Source organism: Photobacterium makurazakiensis (assembly GCF_050336715.1).
Classification (GTDB): Bacteria; Pseudomonadota; Gammaproteobacteria; order Enterobacterales; family Vibrionaceae; genus Photobacterium; species Photobacterium makurazakiensis.
Genome location: NZ_JAKJSJ010000009.1, coordinates 427,561 through 448,430, shown reverse-complemented (window position 1 = coordinate 448,430; position 20,870 = coordinate 427,561). Strand labels below are relative to the sequence as shown.

The 20,870-nt window shown below is 44.5% G+C and carries 20 protein-coding genes and 1 other RNA gene; 12 read left to right on the top strand and 9 right to left on the bottom strand.

What is annotated here, in order from left to right; translation table 11 throughout:
* Window positions 1–67 precede the first annotated feature (67 nt).
* Complete coding sequence (gene queC, locus L4D09_RS02330) at window positions 68–766, bottom strand: 7-cyano-7-deazaguanine synthase QueC (protein WP_428455874.1); 699 nt, start codon at window positions 764–766, stop codon at window positions 68–70.
* A 229-nt stretch (window positions 767–995) separates the two neighbouring features.
* Complete coding sequence (locus tag L4D09_RS02325) at window positions 996–2,069, bottom strand: PLP-dependent cysteine synthase family protein (RefSeq protein WP_428455873.1); 1,074 nt, start codon at window positions 2,067–2,069, stop codon at window positions 996–998.
* A 143-nt stretch (window positions 2,070–2,212) separates the two neighbouring features.
* Here L4D09_RS02325 and L4D09_RS02320 point away from each other — a divergent pair, with 143 nt between their 5' ends.
* From L4D09_RS02320 to L4D09_RS02310, 3 genes are all read left to right on the top strand, one after another.
* Window positions 2,213–2,686, top strand: a complete 474-nt coding sequence (locus L4D09_RS02320) for an Lrp/AsnC family transcriptional regulator (RefSeq protein ID WP_428455872.1) — start codon at window positions 2,213–2,215, stop codon at window positions 2,684–2,686.
* 172 nt (window positions 2,687–2,858) lie between these two features.
* Window positions 2,859–4,601 carry an ABC transporter transmembrane domain-containing protein gene (locus L4D09_RS02315; RefSeq protein ID WP_428455871.1) on the top strand — a complete coding sequence of 581 codons (1,743 nt, stop codon included), beginning with the start codon at window positions 2,859–2,861 and terminating at the stop codon, window positions 4,599–4,601.
* A complete protein-coding gene (locus L4D09_RS02310; RefSeq protein WP_428455870.1) occupies window positions 4,598–6,385 on the top strand; it encodes an ABC transporter transmembrane domain-containing protein in 1,788 nt (595 codons plus the stop codon). The genes L4D09_RS02315 and L4D09_RS02310 overlap by 4 nt, the downstream gene beginning before the upstream one ends.
* A 57-nt stretch (window positions 6,386–6,442) precedes the next feature.
* Here L4D09_RS02310 and tesB read toward each other — a convergent pair whose 3' ends face one another.
* On the bottom strand, window positions 6,443–7,321 hold the full coding sequence (tesB, locus tag L4D09_RS02305) for an acyl-CoA thioesterase II (RefSeq protein ID WP_428455869.1): 879 nt from the start codon (window positions 7,319–7,321) through the stop codon (window positions 6,443–6,445).
* A gap of 140 nt (window positions 7,322–7,461) precedes the next feature.
* Here tesB and L4D09_RS02300 point away from each other — a divergent pair, with 140 nt between their 5' ends.
* Window positions 7,462–7,881 carry a YbaY family lipoprotein gene (locus L4D09_RS02300; RefSeq protein ID WP_428455868.1) on the top strand — a complete coding sequence of 140 codons (420 nt, stop codon included), beginning with the start codon at window positions 7,462–7,464 and terminating at the stop codon, window positions 7,879–7,881.
* Window positions 7,882–7,912: 31 nt separating this feature from the next.
* Here the strand turns inward: L4D09_RS02300 and L4D09_RS02295 are convergent, their stop codons facing one another.
* A complete protein-coding gene (locus L4D09_RS02295; protein WP_428455867.1) occupies window positions 7,913–8,218 on the bottom strand; it encodes an MGMT family protein in 306 nt (101 codons plus the stop codon).
* Window positions 8,219–8,314: 96 nt separating this feature from the next.
* On the opposite strand from L4D09_RS02295, the gene L4D09_RS02290 reads away from it, so the two are divergent.
* The 4 genes from L4D09_RS02290 (at window position 8,315) to ahpF (ending at window position 12,080) form a co-directional block, all read left to right on the top strand.
* Window positions 8,315–9,049 carry a VP0952 family biofilm-associated protein gene (locus tag L4D09_RS02290; protein ID WP_428455866.1) on the top strand — a complete coding sequence of 245 codons (735 nt, stop codon included), beginning with the start codon at window positions 8,315–8,317 and terminating at the stop codon, window positions 9,047–9,049.
* Between the two features lie 173 nt (window positions 9,050–9,222).
* An RNA gene (gene ffs / locus L4D09_RS02285) (signal recognition particle sRNA small type) lies at window positions 9,223–9,319 on the top strand.
* A 391-nt stretch (window positions 9,320–9,710) separates the two neighbouring features.
* Window positions 9,711–10,268, top strand: a complete 558-nt coding sequence (gene ahpC, locus L4D09_RS02280; protein WP_428455865.1) for an alkyl hydroperoxide reductase subunit C — start codon at window positions 9,711–9,713, stop codon at window positions 10,266–10,268.
* Window positions 10,269–10,487: 219 nt separating this feature from the next.
* Complete coding sequence (gene ahpF, locus L4D09_RS02275) at window positions 10,488–12,080, top strand: alkyl hydroperoxide reductase subunit F (RefSeq protein WP_428455864.1); 1,593 nt, start codon at window positions 10,488–10,490, stop codon at window positions 12,078–12,080.
* Window positions 12,081–12,261: 181 nt separating this feature from the next.
* On the opposite strand, the gene L4D09_RS02270 is transcribed toward ahpF, so the two are convergent.
* Window positions 12,262–12,633 (bottom strand): hypothetical protein, encoded by a 372-nt coding sequence (locus L4D09_RS02270; RefSeq protein WP_428455863.1) that lies wholly within the window; start codon window positions 12,631–12,633, stop codon window positions 12,262–12,264.
* A 377-nt stretch (window positions 12,634–13,010) separates the two neighbouring features.
* Between L4D09_RS02270 and L4D09_RS02265 the strand changes: the two genes are divergently transcribed.
* The 4 genes from L4D09_RS02265 (at window position 13,011) to L4D09_RS02250 (ending at window position 17,476) form a co-directional block, all read left to right on the top strand.
* Window positions 13,011–14,246, top strand: a complete 1,236-nt coding sequence (locus tag L4D09_RS02265; RefSeq protein WP_428455862.1) for a Zn-dependent hydrolase — start codon at window positions 13,011–13,013, stop codon at window positions 14,244–14,246.
* A gap of 315 nt (window positions 14,247–14,561) precedes the next feature.
* The gene (locus tag L4D09_RS02260) at window positions 14,562–15,050 is read left to right on the top strand and encodes a hypothetical protein (protein ID WP_428455861.1); all 489 of its coding nucleotides are present in this window, start codon (window positions 14,562–14,564) and stop codon (window positions 15,048–15,050) included.
* Between the two features lie 274 nt (window positions 15,051–15,324).
* The gene (locus L4D09_RS02255) at window positions 15,325–16,788 is read left to right on the top strand and encodes a methyl-accepting chemotaxis protein (protein ID WP_428455860.1); all 1,464 of its coding nucleotides are present in this window, start codon (window positions 15,325–15,327) and stop codon (window positions 16,786–16,788) included.
* A 184-nt stretch (window positions 16,789–16,972) separates the two neighbouring features.
* Window positions 16,973–17,476, top strand: a complete 504-nt coding sequence (locus L4D09_RS02250; RefSeq protein ID WP_428455859.1) for a glycine cleavage system transcriptional repressor — start codon at window positions 16,973–16,975, stop codon at window positions 17,474–17,476.
* An 85-nt stretch (window positions 17,477–17,561) separates the two neighbouring features.
* Here L4D09_RS02250 and L4D09_RS02245 read toward each other — a convergent pair whose 3' ends face one another.
* The 4 genes from L4D09_RS02245 to priC form a co-directional block, all read right to left on the bottom strand.
* Complete coding sequence (locus tag L4D09_RS02245) at window positions 17,562–18,878, bottom strand: hypothetical protein (protein WP_428455858.1); 1,317 nt, start codon at window positions 18,876–18,878, stop codon at window positions 17,562–17,564.
* 261 nt (window positions 18,879–19,139) lie between these two features.
* Window positions 19,140–19,307 (bottom strand): pleiotropic regulatory protein RsmS, encoded by a 168-nt coding sequence (rsmS, locus tag L4D09_RS02240; protein WP_428455857.1) that lies wholly within the window; start codon window positions 19,305–19,307, stop codon window positions 19,140–19,142.
* Window positions 19,308–19,386: 79 nt separating this feature from the next.
* Window positions 19,387–20,304, bottom strand: coding sequence for a histone deacetylase family protein (locus tag L4D09_RS02235; RefSeq protein ID WP_428455856.1), 918 nt, complete (start codon window positions 20,302–20,304; stop codon window positions 19,387–19,389).
* Complete coding sequence (gene priC, locus L4D09_RS02230) at window positions 20,304–20,855, bottom strand: primosomal replication protein PriC (RefSeq protein ID WP_428455855.1); 552 nt, start codon at window positions 20,853–20,855, stop codon at window positions 20,304–20,306. The genes L4D09_RS02235 and priC overlap by 1 nt, the downstream gene beginning before the upstream one ends.
* Window positions 20,856–20,870 lie beyond the last annotated feature (15 nt).

The window sequence follows — 20,870 nt, the reverse complement described above, 5'->3', positions numbered from 1 at the left end:
AGGTAAAAAAAGGGTGAAAATGGTTCACCCTTAGATATGTGCATTGACCCCAAATAGCGCTTTTAAGTTAAGCGCGGCCTGCATTTTGCTTGGTTTTCAATTCCGCCATAATGGCATCTTTATCTGCAAGGTATTCATCAAGGCCCGCTTTGCGCAGATCGCAAGAAGGGCAGTCACCACAGCCGTCACCAATGATGCCGTTATAGCAGGTCAAGGTTTTCTGGCGAACAAAATCCAGCTGGTTATATTGATCAGCCAGTGCCCATGTTTCTGCTTTATTGAGCCACATTAGTGGGGTTTCAATATTCAACGGGCGATCCATACCCAGTACCAGTGATTGGTTCAGAGATTTCACAAACTCATCACGGCAGTCTGGGTAGCCAGAAAAATCGGTTTCACACACTCCAGTGATCACCGCCTCAGCACCAATTTGGTAAGCATAAATGCCAGCAAGAGTGAGGAATAGGATATTGCGGCCTGGTACAAATGAGTTTGGTAAGCCATTCGCTTGTAGCTCGTGAGATACCTCAATGTTATCTCGAGTTAGAGAGCTGATAGCAAGTTCGTTTAGTAAGCCGACATCCATGACTTTATGAGCGGTCACTTTGAGCTCTTTACAAATGGATTGAGCCACTTCGATTTCAAGCTTATGGCGTTGGCCATAATCAAAAGTAATACAGTGAACTTCATCAAAATTTGCCATGGCTTGGATCAGGCAAGTAGTGGAATCTTGACCGCCACTAAAAACAACAACAGCTTTGCGCATGTATTTTCGTCCTAAATTGTATTCGTACCGAAAAACAGTCGGTAGGGAACTATCTGATATAAAAGATAGACCAACAGCAGGTTCTCTATTGGCATGGCAATGCTACCGCAGCATGGATTAAGAGAAAAGGTATTGAACGCGAAGGAGTGTTAAACAATCAAAAAAGCCGCAACAAAGTATTGCGGCTTGGCGACAAAGTAAAAGAGTCGGAGGCTACAGCTTAAGTGACTTAGTGAGACATCAATTTACCTGTTTGCTCAAATTGCTCTAATTGGCGAAGGTAACCCGAAATATCACCAATGTTGTTGCTGATCCAATCAGTATTGAAATAGGTATCGAGGTAGCGTTCACCGCTATCACACAATAAAGTGACGATTGAGCCATTTTCACCGCGGGCTTTCATCTCACATGCCAGTTGGAGTACCCCGTATAAATTGGTGCCTGTTGATGCGCCAGCTTTTCGTCCCAGTAGCTTTTCAAGCCAGTGAACCGTCGCAATGCTGGCAGCATCGGGAATAGTCCGCATTTCATCGACAACATCAGGAATAAAACTAGGCTCAACTCTTGGGCGGCCAATCCCTTCAATGCGGCTGCCGACCGTGCCTGTCAGGGATAAATCTCGGCTTTTGTAGTAGTCGTGAAAGACTGAGTTCTCAGGATCGACGACACATAACTTTGTTGGTTGCATTTGGTAGCGAATATAGCGGCCAATGGTCGCTGATGTACCGCCAGTTCCAGGGCTCATGACAATCCAGCTCGGGATCGGGTGCTCTTCCAGCTGCATTTGTTCAAAGATGCTGTTTGCGATGTTGTTGTTACCACGCCAGTCGGTAGCACGTTCGGCAAAGGTGAATTGATCCATATAATGACCATTCAGCTCTTTCGCAAGACGGCGAGACTCGGCATAGATTTCACGAGGGCAATCGACGAAGTGAGCGCGGCCACCGTAGAATTCAATTTGTTCGATTTTTTTCTGCGCGGTTTTACGTGGTACGACAGCAACAAAAGGTACACCGAGCAGTCGAGCGAAGTACGCCTCTGAAACCGCAGTACTACCAGATGATGATTCAATAATGGTGGTATCTTCGCCAATCCAGCCATTACACAATCCATATAAGAACAATGAACGAGCCAAGCGGTGTTTTAAGCTACCTGTTGGATGGGTACTCTCATCTTTCAGGTAGATATCAATGCCATCGAGCACGGGAATATCAAGCTTAATTAAGTGAGTATCTGCAGAGCGTTGAAAGTCTGCTTCAATCTTACGGATAGCGTTGTTTATCCATTGTGGGTCATGGCTCATGGCTGTTCCTTGTTGTGTTCGGTAGTTTTTAGTAAGTGTTTTTATGCTATGTCAATAATGTAATCTGGAATGAAGAAAAAATCTTTATCTTATTTACTGCGTAATACATATAATGGAGAAAATTTTACTCCAAGGTGGTTTTTATGGGTAATTCAGTCGCAGAATTAGATAAGAATGACAGAATACTTTTACGTTTGTTACAACAGGACGGTACATTGTCGTTGGCAGAACTGGCTGAAGCCGTCAACCTGACCACGACACCGTGTTGGAAGCGGCTGAAGCGGCTAGAAGAAAGTGGTGTGCTGCGTCAGCGAGTTGCTTTACTTGATCCGGTAAAACTGGGTTTGGCTTTCACGGCATTTGTGCAAATTAAAACAAGTAATCACTCAAAAGAGTGGTACCGCTGCTTTGTCGATACAGTTTCAGAGTTTCCTGAAGTCATGGAGTTCTATCGTATGGCGGGTGAATACGACTACATGATGAAAGTACAAGTTGCTGATATGGCCGCGTTCGATTTGTTTTACAAGAAGCTAGTAAACAGCATTGAAGGTCTGACTAATGTAACCTCCACATTTGCGATGGAGCCACTGAAGTACACGACGGCATTACCAGTATAAAGCATTTAAATGCGGTTATATTTTTATCAACTCTTCTGAATATTGAGTACTGTTTCGCAAAGCTATAGTTAATCGTGTGTTTTTTTAGCTGTAGGCACTTTTCATGTTGATCGTGTTGCTGTTTCTTTTTCATAATTAAAAGAATTAGTTAAGGCATATGTATGGAGGGGCGATGCGAATATTCTGGCAGCTAAGATGGTATTTCCGCCAGCAATGGCGGCGATATACCGGGGCTATTATGATCCTCGTGGTTGTTTCTCTTTTTGAGTTATTGCCCCCGCGTGCCATTGGCTGGATCGTGGATGGCGTTGTCAGTGGCGATATTGATCAACGCACCATGCTTTTATGGCTTGGTGGGTTGGTAGCGCTTTGGTTCATTGTTTATTTATTACGGATTGTCTGGCGGGTTTGGTTGTTTGGTGCAGCAGCAGAGCTCGGCACTGTGCTACGTAACCGGCTGTATAAACATTTCTCTTCTCATCCCCCGGTTTTCTTCGAGCGTTATAAAACCGGTGATTTAATGGCACGTTCAAGTAATGATGTGAATGCTGTGGTTATGACTGCTGGCGAAGGGGTGTTAACTGCCGCTGATTCTTTGATCACGGGCATTGCTGTGCTCTTCATTATGACCACGATGTTAAGTTGGGAGCTTACCTTATTGGCTTTACTGCCAATGCCATTTATGGCAGTTGCGGTTTTTTTCCTCGGCCGCCAATTGCACCATCGTTTTTCTGCGTCGCAAGCGGCTTTTTCCGATCTCACCGATAAAACACAAGAAAGCCTTAATGGCGTTAGGATGATCCGTGCTTTCGGTTTAGAGCAACGGCAGCAGTCCGATTTTGCTGGCGTTGTAGATGCGGTTGGCGAAAAGAATCTGGCGGTTGAAAAGGTTGATGCGAAATTCGATCCCGTGATCCAAATTGCGATAGGCATGTCTTTTTTCCTCAGTATTGCTGGGGGAGCCTATATGGTGCACAACGGACGGTTGACGCTGGGGGATTTGACGGCGTTTACGCTATATCAAGGGTTAATGATATGGCCGATGCTGGCGATGGCATGGCTGTTCAACATTCTTGAACGGGGCTCTGCTGCATGGAATAGGCTTGAATCTATTTTTAACGAGCAGCCAGATATTCTCAGTGGTAAGCAACCATTACATGACACCCAGCAGCCGTTACAGATTGCGATTGAACGCTTTTGTTGGAATGGTCAACAGCATCCCGCTCTGTCAGATCTCCACATCAGTTTAATGAATGGACACATGTTAGGCATTGCTGGGCCAATAGGCAGTGGTAAATCAACGCTGTTAGCCCTGTTATTACGTCAACAGGAACTAGAACAAGGCAGCATTTATTATGGCGATGTAGCTATTCGCCATGCAAACCTTGACCAGTGGCGTAGCCTGTTTGCTGTGGTGAGCCAAAGTCCGTTTTTATTTTCACGCTCTATTGCCGAGAATATTGCACTAGGCCGGCCAGAGGCTTCTTTAGAGTTGGTGCGAAAAGCCGCGAAAGCGGCCTGCATTGATAGCGATATCATGCAGTTCCCAGAGGGCTATCAAACCTTGGTCGGTGAAAAAGGGATCACCCTCTCGGGGGGCCAAAAACAGCGAATTGCAATTGCTCGTGCATTGCTACTTAACGCTGAAATTTTGGTATTAGATGATGCTTTATCAGCGGTTGATGGGAAAACTGAGCATCAAATACTTGCGAACCTAAAACGGCAAAAAAGGCAAACGGTGATTGTGATAGCCCATCGTTTAACCGCGTTGGAAGATGCCGACTCAATTTTGGTGCTCCAACAAGGTAAAGTGACCGAACGTGGCAACCACAGGGCCTTGTTAGCCGAAGATAATTGGTATGCAGAAATGTACCGCTATCAAAAATTGGAACAGGCAGTGGAGGGTGGTTCATGAGCCCAAAGACATTGAATACACCTATCTTAAAGCGCTTACTAAGCTATGCCTTAGCGGATAAAAAAAAGCTAGCGATTGCCATCGCTTTGCTATTGGTTGCTTCAGTAACCGATGTTTCAGGCCCTTGGCTTATCCAGCACTTTATTGATAAAAATATTGCGACAAATAGCTTCCCAGAAATAGACATTGCGCTGTTGGCGATTGCGTACGTTGGGTTAATGATCGCAACAGCGTGGTTGCGATATTTGCAATCACTCCGCTTTAATGAAATCGCGATTAGTGTTGTGCAGACTGTGCGTAAGCAGCTGTTTAGTCGTGTAATTAATCAACCATTATCTGCGTTTGATTACATGCCGACAGGCAAGCTGATCTCTCGGGTAACTAACGATACCGAGTCGCTGAAAGACTTTTATGTCTATGTTATCGCCACCGTATTGAAAAATGTCACGCTAGTCATAGTGATGCTGGTCGTGATGAGCATTATTAGCTGGCGGTTAACGTTGGTGGTATTGGTACTGTTGCCAGTCGTGGTGGCGATTATGGTGCTTTATCAACGTCGCAGTGCGGCAGCTTACCGGCGCATGCGTGATTTGTTGGCTGATATTAATGCATCGATGAGCGAGTCAATTCAGGGGATGAGCCTAATACAACTGATGCGGCAGGAAAAAGCATTTTACAAGCAGTTCTCATCGCTGACCGAGGATCATCTCCAGGCACAGATCAGTGTGACGAAAATGAATGGCATTTTATTGCGGCCATTGATTGATTTCCTGTCTGGTGTTGCGCTGTTATCGTTGGTCGCTTTGTTTGGCGTGAGCGGTGTTGAGCTTATTGGTGTTGGGGTACTCTATGCTTTTATCAGTTATCTAGGGCGGGTGACGGAGCCATTAATCGAGTTGACCCAACAGTTGTCGCTATTGCAGCAGGCGCTTGTTGCCAGTGAACGGATATTTGGCCTTATCGATGCTAGGCAACAAGCTTACGGCGATGATCTGGTTGAGATGCAATCTGGAAAGCTTGAATGCCGTAATGTGAGTTTTAGCTACGACGGTAAGCAACCTGTACTTAATGCGATCAATGTAACGGTGCCTCATTGCGGGTTTTTAGCTTTGGTTGGTCATACCGGAAGTGGAAAAAGTACCCTCGCGTCGCTGATGGTGGGGTTCTATCCGACTAGTGAAGGGGAGGTTAGGCTTGATGGCCGACCTTTATCTGCATTGTCACATTCTGTTATACGCGATGGTATTGCGATGGTGCAGCAAGACCCGCATGTGTTGAGTGCTTCTGTGAGAGAGAATATTACCCTTGGTCGGCAGCAGCGACATATAAACCAACCGATTGATGATGCACAAATATGGCAAGCACTCGATAAAGTCGGGCTGACTGAGCAAATTAAACAATATGATAAAGGGCTCGACACCACTCTTGGCGGCGGTGGAGCGAGCCTTTCTGCCGGACAGAAGCAGCTTTTAGCCTTGGCGAGAGTCTTCGTTGCAAAGCCCAAAATCTTAATATTGGATGAAGCAACGGCAAATATTGATTCCGGCACAGAGCAGCACATTCAACAGGCGTTAGCGGCATTGCGTAAAGATATGAGTATTGTCGTGATAGCTCATCGCTTATCGACGATTGTCGATGCTGATGAAATCTTGGTACTAAGCCAAGGTGGAATATTAGAACGCGGAACCCATGGAGAGTTACTCTCTCATCAAGATCATTATTGGCAGATGTACCAGTTGCAGCAGGCTGGTGAGCACATTCAGCAACTAGAGACAGAAATGTAAAAATAAAGCCGCAGTAGCGGCTTTATTTTTATTCGCAGGATTATTTAACTGCAGTGGCTATGAAGGCTTATTGCTTGAGGCTGTATGGCGCATCAAACCTTCTTGAGTTGCCGACGCGACCAATTCACCTTTTTGGTTGTAGATCTCACCTCGAACAAATCCTCTCGCCCCACTGGCCGATGGACTTTCAATAACATACAGCAGCCACTCGTCCATTCTAAATGGGCGATGGAACCACATTGAGTGGTCAATGGTCGCGACTTTCATCTTGGGTGATAACAAGCTAACGCCATGCGGGTGCAAGGCTGTAACGAGAAACCCCCAATCAGAAGCATAAGCCAACAAATATTGATGAATGCGCGGGTCGTCTGGCATCTCGCCATTAGCTTTGATCCACAAGTATTGCTTGGCTTCTATCGCTTTAGGGTTTAATGGATTAACAATGTTAACGGGACGAACTTCGATTGGCCGCTCTTGACCAAAGGTGCGAACAGCAGCCTTGGGCAAGCCGTGAGCTATGGCTTTAACCAGCTCTTGTTCTGATTTGAGTGTTTCAGGCGCGGGAGCAGCTGGCATAACTGATTGATGATTATAACCATCTTCCTCGGCTTGGTAAGACGCGGTGAGATAAAAGATAGGGCGACCAAATTGAATCGCTTTTACTCGCCGAGTGCTAAAGCTCATGCCATCTCTGAGTTTTTCGACATCATAAATAATGGGCTTATGTGGGTCGCCCGGCCGTAGGAAGTAACTATGAAAAGAGTGTACTTGGCGATTTTCTTCTACGGTTTCTTTTGCGGCAGAAAGCGATTGGCCGAGCACTTGACCACCGTAAACTTGTGGCAAGCCTAAATGCTCACTTTGCCCGCGAAATAAGCCCTGCTCAAGCTGTTCTAAATGTAGCAGAGTGAGAAGTTCATTCAGTTCTTTGCTCATTGGCGCTCCATAAATAATGATATCATTACGGATATAAATGACTGCGATTGTGATGATTATTCGATCACGAGTGCTCTGATAATCATTCAGTTTGCAATTTAGTTCAAGTACAACTCATGCTGAATACACGAGGAGAGAAAATGAAACGGGTTTTACTACTGATTTCAGCGCTTTTTGCGGCGCTAGTGGTATCAGCATGTACCAACTTGGTTGAAGAAGATACAAGTTTAGAGCAGGTAACCGGTACATTGACGTACCGTGAGCGAGTGGCTTTACCTGATAATGCACGAATTACCGTTACTTTGTCTGATGTATCGAAAATGGATGTGGCAGCCGAAGTGATTAGTCATCAGGCGTTTTTGGCCGACGGCAACCAAGTTCCGTTTGCTTATCAGCTAAACTTTTTACGTGATGATATTAAGCCCCAGCAAACCTATGCGGTGAGTGCGCGTATAGAGGTCGATGGTAAATTAATGTTCATTACCGACACGGCAAATCATGTGATTACCGATCCTGCAAATACCATACAGAAAAATTTGGTATTAATTAAAGTAAAATAAAACCTTCTTAGCATGAATATCGCTGGGGTGTTTAATAACCGTCCCAGCGATATTTTACTAAACGAATACGACCCACCTCTGATACTTCTATCCCTTCAGCTTCCAGTTTTTTACGTTGCCGCGTAAGATCATGTCCTGTCAGCGATATCATTCCTTTCGCATTTATAACGCGATGCCATGGAATACTCGACCCCTCTGGGAGTGTTGCCATTAACCGTCCAACTTGCCGTGCATACCCGGGAAAGCCTGAAAATTTTGCGATATCACCATAAGTTGCTACTTTTCCAATCGGAATTTGGTGAACTTGGGTGTAGATTTGACTCGCGAAATCGTCCATATTTATACCTGTATCAAACAAAAACGGATAGGGCTGTAATACCCACTGGTATTGTTATTTTTTGCTGCTATCTGAATAACGCAAGGAGGTGCTGCCATGTTGTATGCCGCGTTACTCGTTATGGTCAGTATTTTGCTGACGATTGTTGGTATTGGTGCATTGGGTCAAAGCCAAGGAGATCTGCCAGCCCTTGCCCTTGCAATACCTGCCTTATGGTTGCTGCCACAAGGGGGTGTCAGTGCTTGGTTATTGCTTGTTGGGCTCGGCTCATTCGGGTTGGTTCTACCCGAGCAACCGCTCGCACTGTCTATAAGTATCTTTATGATGTTACCAGTTTTTGCTGTTTGCTTCTCGCCGAAAGGTTCATGGCAGCTAGCGGCTTTATTGGTTGCTATCGTACTGGCTATGGATGTCGGACTAATGGCCCTGCAAGGGGAGGGCAAACTTTCCGGCTCGCCGGTTTATACGGTAATTCAAATCATCGCGGTTGGTATTATTTGGATCGCAGCGCGTAGTTGGCGTCCCGTCGAAGGTAATACATGGTGGCCGTTATTCTTAGTCGTACCATTATGGGTCGGTGGGATGGGGCATGCTGCACTCGTTGCGCTATGCATAACGGGGATTATCGCGGCATTGCAAGGGATGCTAAATAGCAAAATTGCCGAGTGGGTACCAAGAATGGGCTGGATTTTACCCGCGATAGGCTTTGCCACACTCGTGCTCGTCCCTTGGTTTGAAGTACCAAGCCCTGTGCTAGTCGCATGGTTACTGGTACTGGGAGGGGCGCTATTGGGTGAGTATCTGTTAGAAGATCCTGAAGAAGAAATTTAGCGGGTAACCTGCTTATTTAACGGCGATTGTTTGAAGATGCATCCAAATATCGATTACTGACCAATAAATCGGCATTCGGTTGTTTCAAGGGATAACAAGCCTTGCAATATGTTCAGGCTTAACGGATAATCCACCTCGTTCTCTTAGCGAGACAAAGAATCTATGGAGGCCCCCATTGGTCCTCCCGCAACACTAACCTGTGAACTCGGCCAGGCCCGGAAGGGAGCAACCGCAGCAGGCGTCGTGTGTGCCGGGATGTGGCTGGTGGGGGCTTCCACCCATCTAGCGTTTGATGTTTGCACCATTTCCCATATCTATAGCACTTCTTTTATACTCAATCCCTTTAAAACACCCAGACTCTATCTCTATCCTTACTCATTGATATACCCTCACTTCGTAAATCTAATAGCTCAAATAGCCCTCTAAAGATCTATCTGCTTCTTAACACACTTTTCTTATCACGATCAGCATGCGAAAGCTTACATCTATCAAACGACTTAGGCTTAATAGTTATTTTCTATGGTTCATTTTTCTTTGAGATAGATTTCACCTATCAAATCAATAGAAATGTCCAATTTCACAATTTTTCGGTTGGGATGCAATATAGCTCCATCGACGCGGTACAGCGTCAACAACGATAAATTAGAAAGAGAGTAAAAGCATGATCAACACAGAAATCAAACCATTCCAAGCAACAGCATTCAAAAACGGCGAGTTCGTAGAAATTACTGAGCAAGACGTAAAAGGTAAGTGGGCAGTATTCTTCTTCTACCCAGCAGATTTCACGTTTGTATGTCCAACAGAGCTTGTTGACCTTCAAGATAAGTACGCAGAACTACAATCTCGTGGCGTAGAAGTTTACTCAGTATCGACTGACACGCACTTCTCTCACAAAGCGTGGCACGATACTTCAGACAAAATCGGTACTATCGAGTACTTCATGGTCGGTGACCAGACTGGCACTATCACAAACAACTTCAACGTTATGCGTGAAGGTCAAGGCCTTGCAGACCGCGCTACTTTCCTAATCGACCCAGAAGGTGTTATCCAAGCAATGGAAATCACTGCTGAAGGTATTGGTCGTGATGCTGAAGATCTACTACGCAAGGTTAAAGCAGCACAATACGTAGCAGCTAACCCAGGTGAAGTTTGCCCAGCAAAATGGAAAGAAGGCGAAGAGACTCTAGCACCATCTCTAGACCTAGTTGGTAAAATCTAAAAAAGAATCAGCTGAATAGCGGACACTATTCGGTTTGATAGGCACGCTTTGGCCTACCTCCTAAAGGGCTGGGCGTGCCGCCCCCAAATAGACTATCACCCAAGTTACTTGGATATACACCCGTAAAATGTTTGCCGACTTGCGCCCCCTTTTTATTTTCCTTTAAAGCAAGAAGGTATTGGTCAATACCAAAAACAGAATTTAAGAATAGGCACGATTATGTTAGATCAAGCAATGAAGCAGCAGCTTAAAGCATACTTAGAAAACCTTAAAACAGATGTACAGCTAGTACTTAGCCTTGATAGCAGCGAAACCGCGAATAAGCTTCAAGCGTTGGCAGATGATATCGCATCCCTAACAGACAAAATTAAAGTAACCCGTGATGACAGCGCCAGTACGCGTCAGCCAATCATGCAGGTTGTGAACAAAGAAAAAGACACAGCAATTGGCTTTGCCGGCCTACCTATGGGGCATGAGTTTACCTCTCTAGTGCTAGCACTACTTCATAGCGGTGGTCACCCAATTAAACTTGAAGCGGAAATGATTGAGCAAATCAAAGCGCTTAGTCAGCCGCTAAACGTTGAAATCTTTATTTCACTGTCGTGCCAGAACTGCCCAGAAGTAGTTCAATCATTCAACATGATGTCTGCAATCAATCCACTAATTAAAACAACCATGATTGACGGCGCAGCATTTCAGGACGAAGTAAAATCTCGCGACATCATGGCTGTACCAAGTGTATTTATTAACGGTGAGCTATTTGGTCAAGGGCGTATGTCTCTGGCTGAAATCTTAAACAAAGTAGATACAGGTGCTGCAGAGAAGAAAGCGGCGAACCTTAATAAACAAGAAGCATTTGATGTGCTGGTTGTAGGTGGCGGCCCTGCGGGTTCATCAGCGGCAATTTACGCTGCTCGTAAAGGTATTCGCACTGGTGTTGTTGCTGACCGATTTGGTGGTCAAGTGATGGACACCATGGCAATCGAGAACTTTATCTCAGTAAAAGCGACCACAGGTCCTAAGCTGGTTGCGAGCCTAGAAGAGCATGTAAAAGAATACGGCGTAGAGGTGATGACGGAGCAGCGCGCTGCCAACATCATCGATGCAGAAAATACAAACGATGGTTATATTCATGTTGAGCTAGAAAGTGGTGCGGTACTACGTGCTCGTACCGTCATCACGAGCACAGGTGCACGCTGGCGTGAAATGAACGTACCGGGTGAACAAGAGTACCGTAACAAAGGTGTTGCGTATTGCCCACACTGTGATGGTCCTTTGTTCAAAGGTAAGAAAACTGCGGTAATCGGTGGTGGTAACTCTGGTATTGAAGCGGCTATCGACCTAGCAGGTATCGTTGAGCACGTAACGGTTCTTGAATTCGCTGATACACTTCGAGCAGACCAAGTACTGATTGATAAAGCGAACTCAACAGCAAACATCGAAATCATCAAGATGGCTCAAACTACGCAAGTTCTGGGTGATGGTAACCGAGTAACAGGCCTTGAGTACAAAGACCGTAATACCGATGAGCTAAAGCAAATTGAACTCGCGGGGATTTTTGTTCAAATTGGCCTGATGCCAAACAGTGAATGGTTGAAAGGTACTAACGTTGAGCTATCACCACGCGGTGAAATTGAGATCAATGCACACGGCGCAACGTCTATGAAAGGTGTATTTGCTGCGGGTGATGTCACGACGGTTCCTTACAAACAAATTATCATTGCAATGGGCGAGGGTGCAAAAGCCAGTCTAGGAGCCTTTGATTACCTAATCCGTAACCCTGCACCAGCTAAGATCGCAGAAACCGCTTAAGATTTTTGTCTACTGTCCTAAACGTTATTGTTTACTGCTTTGTCGGAAATTCGACGCCACTCCTAAGGAATTAGGAGTGGCTTTTTTATGTCACTGTTCTACATGCAGCTTAGGGCGCGCAGTTTCTGATAGCGGATCTATTCGATCTGCCCTGAAAGTCGCGCCATCTAACATGGGGGGACTAAATCTCCTTCATGGCTGAAACGACCGAAGGATCATTGATCAGATTAAATAGCAGGCTCTTTGCTGATGATCTCTGAGCATCGGATAAGACCTTCTTCGGATTCTCTCTAGATTGGGTAAGTATGTTTTTGACGAACTTGCTGTTAGTACCGGAAAGTTCATACACAAACCGGAGAGTGTCTAGCAACTCTCCCTGGGGCAAACTATAAACGGCCATCTCACAACTAAGACCATCCATGGCAAGTAAGTTGTTCACCACCACCTTACGCTCAGCATTGAACTTCTCTTTGGCTTTATAGCCATCAATCAGAGCTTGCACTCTCTCGGCGATAGCAACAGGCACTTCCATTGTTTTAGTCTCATGAGTCATTATTGGTTCTCCTGTTCTAGCTGGGATTTAATCACTGGCTCAAGTTTACGCTCTAGCTCATGTTTCAGCATCAACTTTAGCGTTAATGTGAGGTAATGCATTGGTCATATTAACATTTATCCTGCAACAAGCCGCATCACGCATTGTTTAGCGAGCAGTAGAGGCAATATAAGAACAAATTAGACTCTATATGTATGCTCCAAAAAAGAGACGTCATCAGATCAAGACGGAAAACGGAGGCATATTCGCTATAGCGGAGCAAGAGGTTTTAGTCACGAGAATTGAATTTTAATGCAATTAACAACTTAACAAGTTACATGTAGTTAGGGCATACTATAGTACCTATTTAACATATTAATTACTTTGTTGTGCTAATCATGGATGATTATTCGTTTTCAATCGCTTCCTTCCTCGAGGATATGGCGAGCTTTTCGACCACCACTGATGGGGTTACACGTTTTCCTTGTACCCTAGAATCACTACAGGCCCGGGAGTACCTTGTCACGACAATGAACAGGCTGGGCCTAGAAGCCTATGTTGATCATGTCGGTAATGTGCGAGGCCGCCGTCAAGGGGTAAAAAATCAAGACAAGGCCGTGGTTTTTGGCTCCCACTATGACTCAGTTCGTAATGCTGGCAAATACGATGGCTTGGCGGGTATAGCCTGTAGCTTGAAGATGATTGACGATTTGAACCGTCGCCAAGTGCAGACTGAATTCCCTATTGAAGTTATCGCCCTTGAAGCTGAGGAAGGGTGTGATTTTAAAAGCCCGTTCATTGGTAGCAAGGCGGTGACAGGCCAGTTTACTCTTGATGATCTCAAGCAGCTGAAAAATACCGAAGGGGTCGATTATTTCACTGCTTGCCAACAGAACGGCTTGTCACCAGAAGTTATCGCTACTCAGCAATATCATGCCGGAAATACTGCAGCGTTTATCGAACTTCATATCGAGCAAGCAGCCAAGCTCGATAATATTGGTATCTCTTTGGGGATTGTCAGTGCCATCAGTGCTCTGAGACGGGTGCGGTTGTCGTTTTATGGTCAGGCTAACCATGCCGGTGCGACACCGATGGATCAGCGCCGTGATGCAATGGTAGCAGCAGCAGGTTTCATCCATCAGATCCCGGCTTTGCTTGAGTCTCACACCACCGACAGCGCCACCATTACCGCTGGCCGTATCACTTGTTTGCCAAATCGCGCCAATATTATTCCGGCTATCGCCCACCTAGAAATTGATGTTCGTGATGTGAGCGACAGTGAGCTTGATGCCCTTCATCACCAAATCATATGTTATTGCGAGTCACTGGCTGAAAAAGAAGGTTTGCGGTTTGAGACCGAAATCATGGGCGAGGGGCCTGCTGTGGCAATGGATGATGTGTTGCAGCTTCAATTGGGGGCCGCAGCAGAACAAGCGGGCCATCAGGCGGTGCCTATCCATAGCGGTGCAGGTCATGATGCCGGTATTTTTGCCGCTGTTTGCCCGGTTGGCATGGTGTTCTTGCCAAGTGAAAAAGGGTTTAGTCATAACCCGCAAGAGCATACCGCCAATGAGCACTTAGAAGCCGGTGCCGAGGTACTGACACAGTTTGTTATTAACATGGAAGATCAATAGGGACGTTACATGCTAACCCAAGAGTTAGAGAAAAAAGCGACGCTGGCTGACAAGTTGATTGTTGTTTGTAAGAGGAAGACGTTGCATACTTTGAGCTGATATTATGCAAAGGATAAAGGTCGGCTAGGATGAATAGCAGGCCTTTTTACTATCGATAGTGTGTTTCTCGTGGGTTAAATCGACCATAAAATGTTCAATTTTTTGAACTCGATCACCCTATTCGAATGAAAAATTGATAAATCGCATAGTTCTGCAACAGCAGAGTGCATAATGTCTCAGTGTTCCGTTACGACAAAGAATTTAAAGGTTACCAATATGTCTGATGTACCAGTATCTGTTACGAATGCCGCTGAAGTTATCCAGCCTGTTGCTGAATCTTCTGGTTCGATTTGGGGTTATGTAGCTGGTGGTGTGGCCTTATTGATTTTAGCTGGTTATTTCGGCTATAAGAAAATCAACAAACCTGCATTTATTATCAATCAGGTTCGTAAGAAAAACCGCAAAGAAATGAAAAAGCAAGGCATTGAAAACAATGAATTTGCGGTTGATTTAGACCGATTGCTGGACTCTGTTTTAGAGTATGCAACGAAGAATAATAAAACGGGTGGTGATGTGGTTAAGATCATCAGTCCGCTAAACGATACTAAGCGTATTAAAACACCTCGCGACATGTATCAATCAATGATTTATATCGCGAACGAAATGAATGATGCGTCGTTAGTTCGTGAACTTAAGAACAAATCGAAGCAAGTTAAATCGAGTTCTAACTTGATGAATGGTCTACTAAAGCGCGCAGGTATCTAAGCGCTATTACCTGACTGTTTATAGATATAAAAACGGCATCTGACATAGATGCCGTTTTTTTATGTCTGACACTTCTATTTGCTTTTCTGCCTGATAGGTAGAATTTCGAATCTTTAACAGAGAAAGCTTTAGTATTGAACCTATAGGTGTGACCAATATCGACCTTTGATGAATATTATTGTGGGTTATGATTGTTCGGTGTGATCTGTTGTCACGTTTTTAGTGTGAATCTTGTTATTATTCTCAAATAAAATGAGATGCAGACTGGATAATAATGAGAGAAGTTGAATTTAGAACAATCGATCGGCTATTTGTAAAGATGTCGATTAACGATAAGTTTTGGTTATTTTTTGGCTTAATAAGTGTATTGGTTGTCAGCATTTCTGCTAGTCACTATGTCGACAAGATTGCGCAATACAAGGCGAGCCACCTCCAAGAGGTTCAATCACAGTTGAGCGCTATTGTGAATACCGTTCAGGCCTCCAACCTAGATAATCAAGCACAACGTTCATTACTATCTAAGCAGGGAGTAACACTGGTTTCTACCTATGCGCAAGTAGGCCAAACTGACACTCAGAGCACCGCGATTATGGCTCTGCAAAACCAGCAAGGTAATGCCCAGCTTACTCTCTCGTTTGATACTCGTTTTGATACCTTAAAAAGTCAGGCTCGGGCTGATTTTTTCTATTCTTTACTCGTACTTCTACCTATTGGATTGCTTTCTTACTGGCTTGCAACATTCCTTGGCGGAGCCTTGTGGGTTATGCACCAAGCAACCCGTCGTATTGCTGATGGTGATCTAACATCACGATTAGGTTTCCATGTTGGCCGCGATGAATTTGGGATTATTGGCTTTGAGCTTGATCGAACAATGGATACGTTGAGCGATTTGGTTAATACCGTGAAAGACAGTTCAGACACTTTGGCACAAGCGACAGAGGCTTCTTCAGCGGAAATAAAAGCGTCTCAGCAGCAGATACAGCAGCAATATACATCTGTCGACTCTGTGGCGACGGCAATGGAAGAAATGACAGCCTCTGCCAATGATATCTCTGGCCTTGCTCAGAAAACATCAGGTCAGTCTGATGCGGATATGCAGAAAATTGACCAAAGTAACCAGAAAGTCCAGAACGCTATACAAGTTGTAATGCAACTTTCGGAACAAACAGATGAAGCTTCTCGTACTGTGAATAGTTTAAACGAGAAAGCGGAAGAAATTAATGCTGTGATCACCACGATTAACGCAATTTCAGAGCAAACGAATTTACTTGCATTGAACGCCGCAATTGAAGCTGCGAGAGCGGGTGAACAAGGGCGTGGCTTTGCCGTTGTTGCTGACGAAGTTAGAACCCTAGCGGGACGTACGCAGCAAGCAACAGTTGAAATTAAGGCCATGATAGATAAATTACAATCTGAAACGGCCAGTATTTCTCAGATCACCACAGGTACCTTAGAACAGGCTCATCAAAGTAGGGACATGATTACCGAAATAGGCAGTGATGTAGAGGCAATTGCAGACTCGGCTCGGTTAGTGATGGACATGAGTATGCAAATAGCGACAGCCGCACAGCAGCAAACGTGCGTATCGAATGATATATCCTCTGAACTTCATGACATCCGTAATCAATCAGAACAACTCCAATTGGCGACAGAGCAATCTGTGACCAATAGCCAAGTGCTAAGCAGTACGTCACGTACGCTCGGTCAAATATTAGAAAAATATCAAACAGCACAGTAAATAAGTGAAATAAAGCGCCAGTTGAGAGGCTGGCTCTTTTTACTCAGTTTGTGAATGTAGACATGAAACAAACATAAATCTCGGCGCTTTATAGAGCCGAATCACGGCAGTTTTTGCACCACCTTGCTAGGCTGGGTATATAACAAGTTTTCTTGTTATGTTATTTGGTGTAGAGGGGGAGCGTATGAATACTCAGTTAACGGTCACACTAGCAGGCCAAGATCATCCTCAATTAATCAACCAACTCGCAGCAAAGACCCATGAGCTGGGCGGTAAATGGTTGGTAAGTAAAATAAACCGGCTTGATTTTCAGGTAGTGGGTATATTGAAAATTGATATTTCATCTGAATCGGTCGAGTCATTAAGGAAGGCTTTTACTGAACAGCAAGATCTTAATGTTCGTATTGTCGAAAACCCGCAGTCACTTGAACCGATCAAGACCGATCTTCTCACCTTAAAAGTCGAATCAAGCGATCGTCCTGGCATTGTTCATGATATAACTCAGATCCTTGATGACATCGGTATCTCGATTATCAAAATAGAAAACCACCGTATTGGTGTCCCTGATCTCGGGCAGACGGTGTTTTTTGCCGAGTTAACAGTAGATGTCCCCCATAGTTTGAATACTGATCAGTTAATCGACGTCGTTCAACAGGTTGAAGATGGAATGAGGGTGAATGTTGTTTAGTTAACATGAATGATAGGTATCTAATATAAAAAAGAGGTGAAACGTTCACCTCTTTTTTATTGTTTATATAACGTGATAAAGCGTATTAGCTGGCTGTTGCTGAAGCGCTCTCTGCCTGTACAGACTCTGGATTAGACAGTACTGGTTCAGTCGTTGTTGAACGTTTTTCCTGAACTGGCTGTGAGGTTGCTGCTTCAACATCTGTCGCTGGGGCGATAACAACTTTTTCTTCGGTCGTTTTTACTGGAATGCCTGGTACGGTGTTATTTGGTTCAGCAGCGAGTTGTTGGGCATTAAGTTGAGCAATCGTTGCTTCAAGGCTAACCACTTTTTCAACTTCGAGCGTAAGCGTTTCAACTTCTTGCTTTAATTTGGCAATAAGCTGTTGGTCTGCTTGACCGCTATTGGTTTCATTTAACTGCTGCTGTTTGATGTGTGCCACAAGGTTTTTACCATGTGTACCGATTGGTAGATCGCGCATATCCTTCGCGCCTAATGCTAAAGAGATATTGAGTAGCATTTTTTCGAAGCTTAACACATGGCGCTCGTAGCTACTTTCTGGCATGGCTTTTAGCTTTTTGACCACATCACCAATATTGCCAGCATGTTTTAAAGAAAACATTGCTTCATCAGCTTTGTCTTGAATTTTGATGGTGGCACGAGGCTCTGACGCAATAAAGGCTTTTGCTGCTGTTAGGCTTGCTGCTGCCGCAGCCAATGTTTCTGGTGCATGAAGTTTTACATTGGTATTTTTTAAGCGCGCAAATTCATTTTCTGCTGGTGATAGGTAGATATTGGTGACGGTTTTCACTTCTAAAGCACGCTGCTTGGTCACTAAAGCTGGCTGGCCTTTCGTTGCGCGATCTGGTTTTTCTGTTGCGACATAATCGACCAATCGTTTTAGTTCATTTTCTAATTGCGCTGCTGTTTTTGGGTAATAGCTTTCAGCGTCGATTTCATCTAATTGTGCTCGGAATGAAAAAGCTTCATCCAGTAAAGACAATGACTGTTCGCGAATTTTCATTGCTTTTGTTATATGGAGATTGAATTTTACAATAGCATCTTCTGCTGCTTGAATATTTGTTTTTGAACTAAAGAAGCCACTGCTATCATTTGCTTTTGATGGATCTGTTTCAAATACAGAATAATATTCTTTCGCTTCTTTTAAAGCGGATTGAGCATCTTTAACGGATGCTGTAGCAAACCAAGCCAGTTCTATGTTTTGGCTGTCATTTAGCTTTTGTTTAGCACTATCAATGCTTTGGGCTAATGTTTCCGTTTGAATTGCCGTTTCAGAATAGTTGGTCTCTAATGGAAGGCTAGCTGTTGAGTCAGAGTCTGACGCACAACCAGCTAGAATAATCGCTGCCGAGAGGACCGTAACTTTAAATTCCTTTTTCATGTTTAGCTCCGTGCTGAAAATACAATATTTGAGTAATAGAATTATTTTTATTAATAGAAAGCTTATATCCATATTCTAGCTATTAATGTTCAGAAGTTAAATTACTCTGACAATTATTTATAATATCGATAGTTGATTTCTATGATTAAATACTTGTCATTTAATTGACGGTCATATAAAGAAAAGAAGAGTCAATAGTTGGGGAGCAACAGCTGAGTTGGATAGCAGGGTATTGGTTACTTATACCCTGCATTTGATACGTTAATCTTGCTCTGCAATTTTAGCTTCTAGATCGTTAGCGACGATCTTAAGTGCTGAGAGTGCAATCTCTGGGGCAATTTCATTGCTTTCTAAAAGATAGATGAGATCGACGGCCAGTTTAATATCAGCAGGTGCATCATCAAGTGGGGACTTCGGTTGATCTGTCATTATATTGTCAGTTGCTGATGAAAGTTAACGGCAGTTTACCATTGATGTACTGAGCTCTGCGACTTTCTGTTTGTCGCCATTACAGATACACATCAATTGCTGAATGGATCAACTGGGCGTGTAGGTTAACCAAGAGTTGATGGTCGTGTCGGTATCCACCCCCAACGACAGCAGCGATTGGGATGCCGGCTTTTTTACATTGGCTTAAAACAAAGTGATCTCGCTGGTAAATACCTTGGGTGCACACATTAAAGTAGCCCAACTCATCGTGTTGGTGGATATCAACCCCCGCATCGTAGATCACTAAATCTGGCTGGTATTGTGCTAGCGTTAGATTCAAAATACTTGAAAATGCAGCAAGGTATTCTTGGGTTGCTGTGTGCTTGGGTAGAGCGAGATCAACATCGGAGTCAGGCTTTCTAGCGGGAAAGTTTTTATCGCAATGGACTGAGAAAGTAATGATATTAGGATTATCAGCCATGAGCGTCGCTGTACCATCGCCGTGGTGGACATCACAGTCGATAATTAACACGGTATCAATATTATCCAATGTGAGCGCATGATTGGCCGCTAATGCTAGATCGTTGATTAGACAAAATCCACTGCCGAAGTCTTTATGGGCATGATGATAGCCACCGCTTAAATGGATGCCAACACCGTAGTCTAAGGCAAGCTCGACAGTGAGTTTTGTCCCACCCGATGACATTAGGGTACGGTCGATTAATTGCTGACTCCATGGGAATCCAATCCGGCGCATTTTAGCTGCAGGCAGGGTATTGCAGAGCAGGGCATCGATATAGTCTGGCGCGTGCAGCGCTTTTATTTCCTCGACACCGATAGGGCTGGGTTGGTGCAAAATAATGTCACTACGTTTATCTATCTCCAATAACCCATTGAGGTGTTCGAACAATCGCTGGTATTTACTGATTGGGTAGCGATGTTCTGGTGGTAATTCAAGTTGGGAGTATATTGGGTGGTAAACCAGCGGTAGGGCCATTATCCTTTACGCTCCCGTTGATTAATGTCTTTTTCAAGTTTGGCTAAGGCGGTTTGGCAACGTGTTAAACGTCCTTCAAGGGCAAGTACCTCTTTTTGCAGGGCTTGCTGCTCTGCCAAGGTTGAGCATCGGTTTAGCATCGATTCTTTATCGCGTCGCATGGCAGATAAACGGCGCTCCCATTCTCGATGCTGAGCTAAATCTTGGTGGAGTTCATGAATAGGTTTGCGCCAGCCTCGTCCGCGTTTGGGCTCATTTTTACGGATTTGTTGCGTGGCTAATTCACGTTGTATTGCTTGAATTTGAGCGACAATTTTCTCGCAAATGTGCTGAGTTCGAGAAGGGAGTAGTCTTCCCGCCCGCTGCTCATTTTTTAATGCACTAATTTCACTGCGGATTTCATTGACGCAAGGCGTTAGCAATTTACTTCGACATAAAAAGAGTTGTTCATCAAAAAGCGGGCGGTAAGCTTCGCCGCGTTGGCGGTCGGCATTGGCTGCGTCAACCGCAAGTTGTGAAACAATAGCGTCTAAACGTTGAAGATCTGGCATTGGGCTCTCTTTATT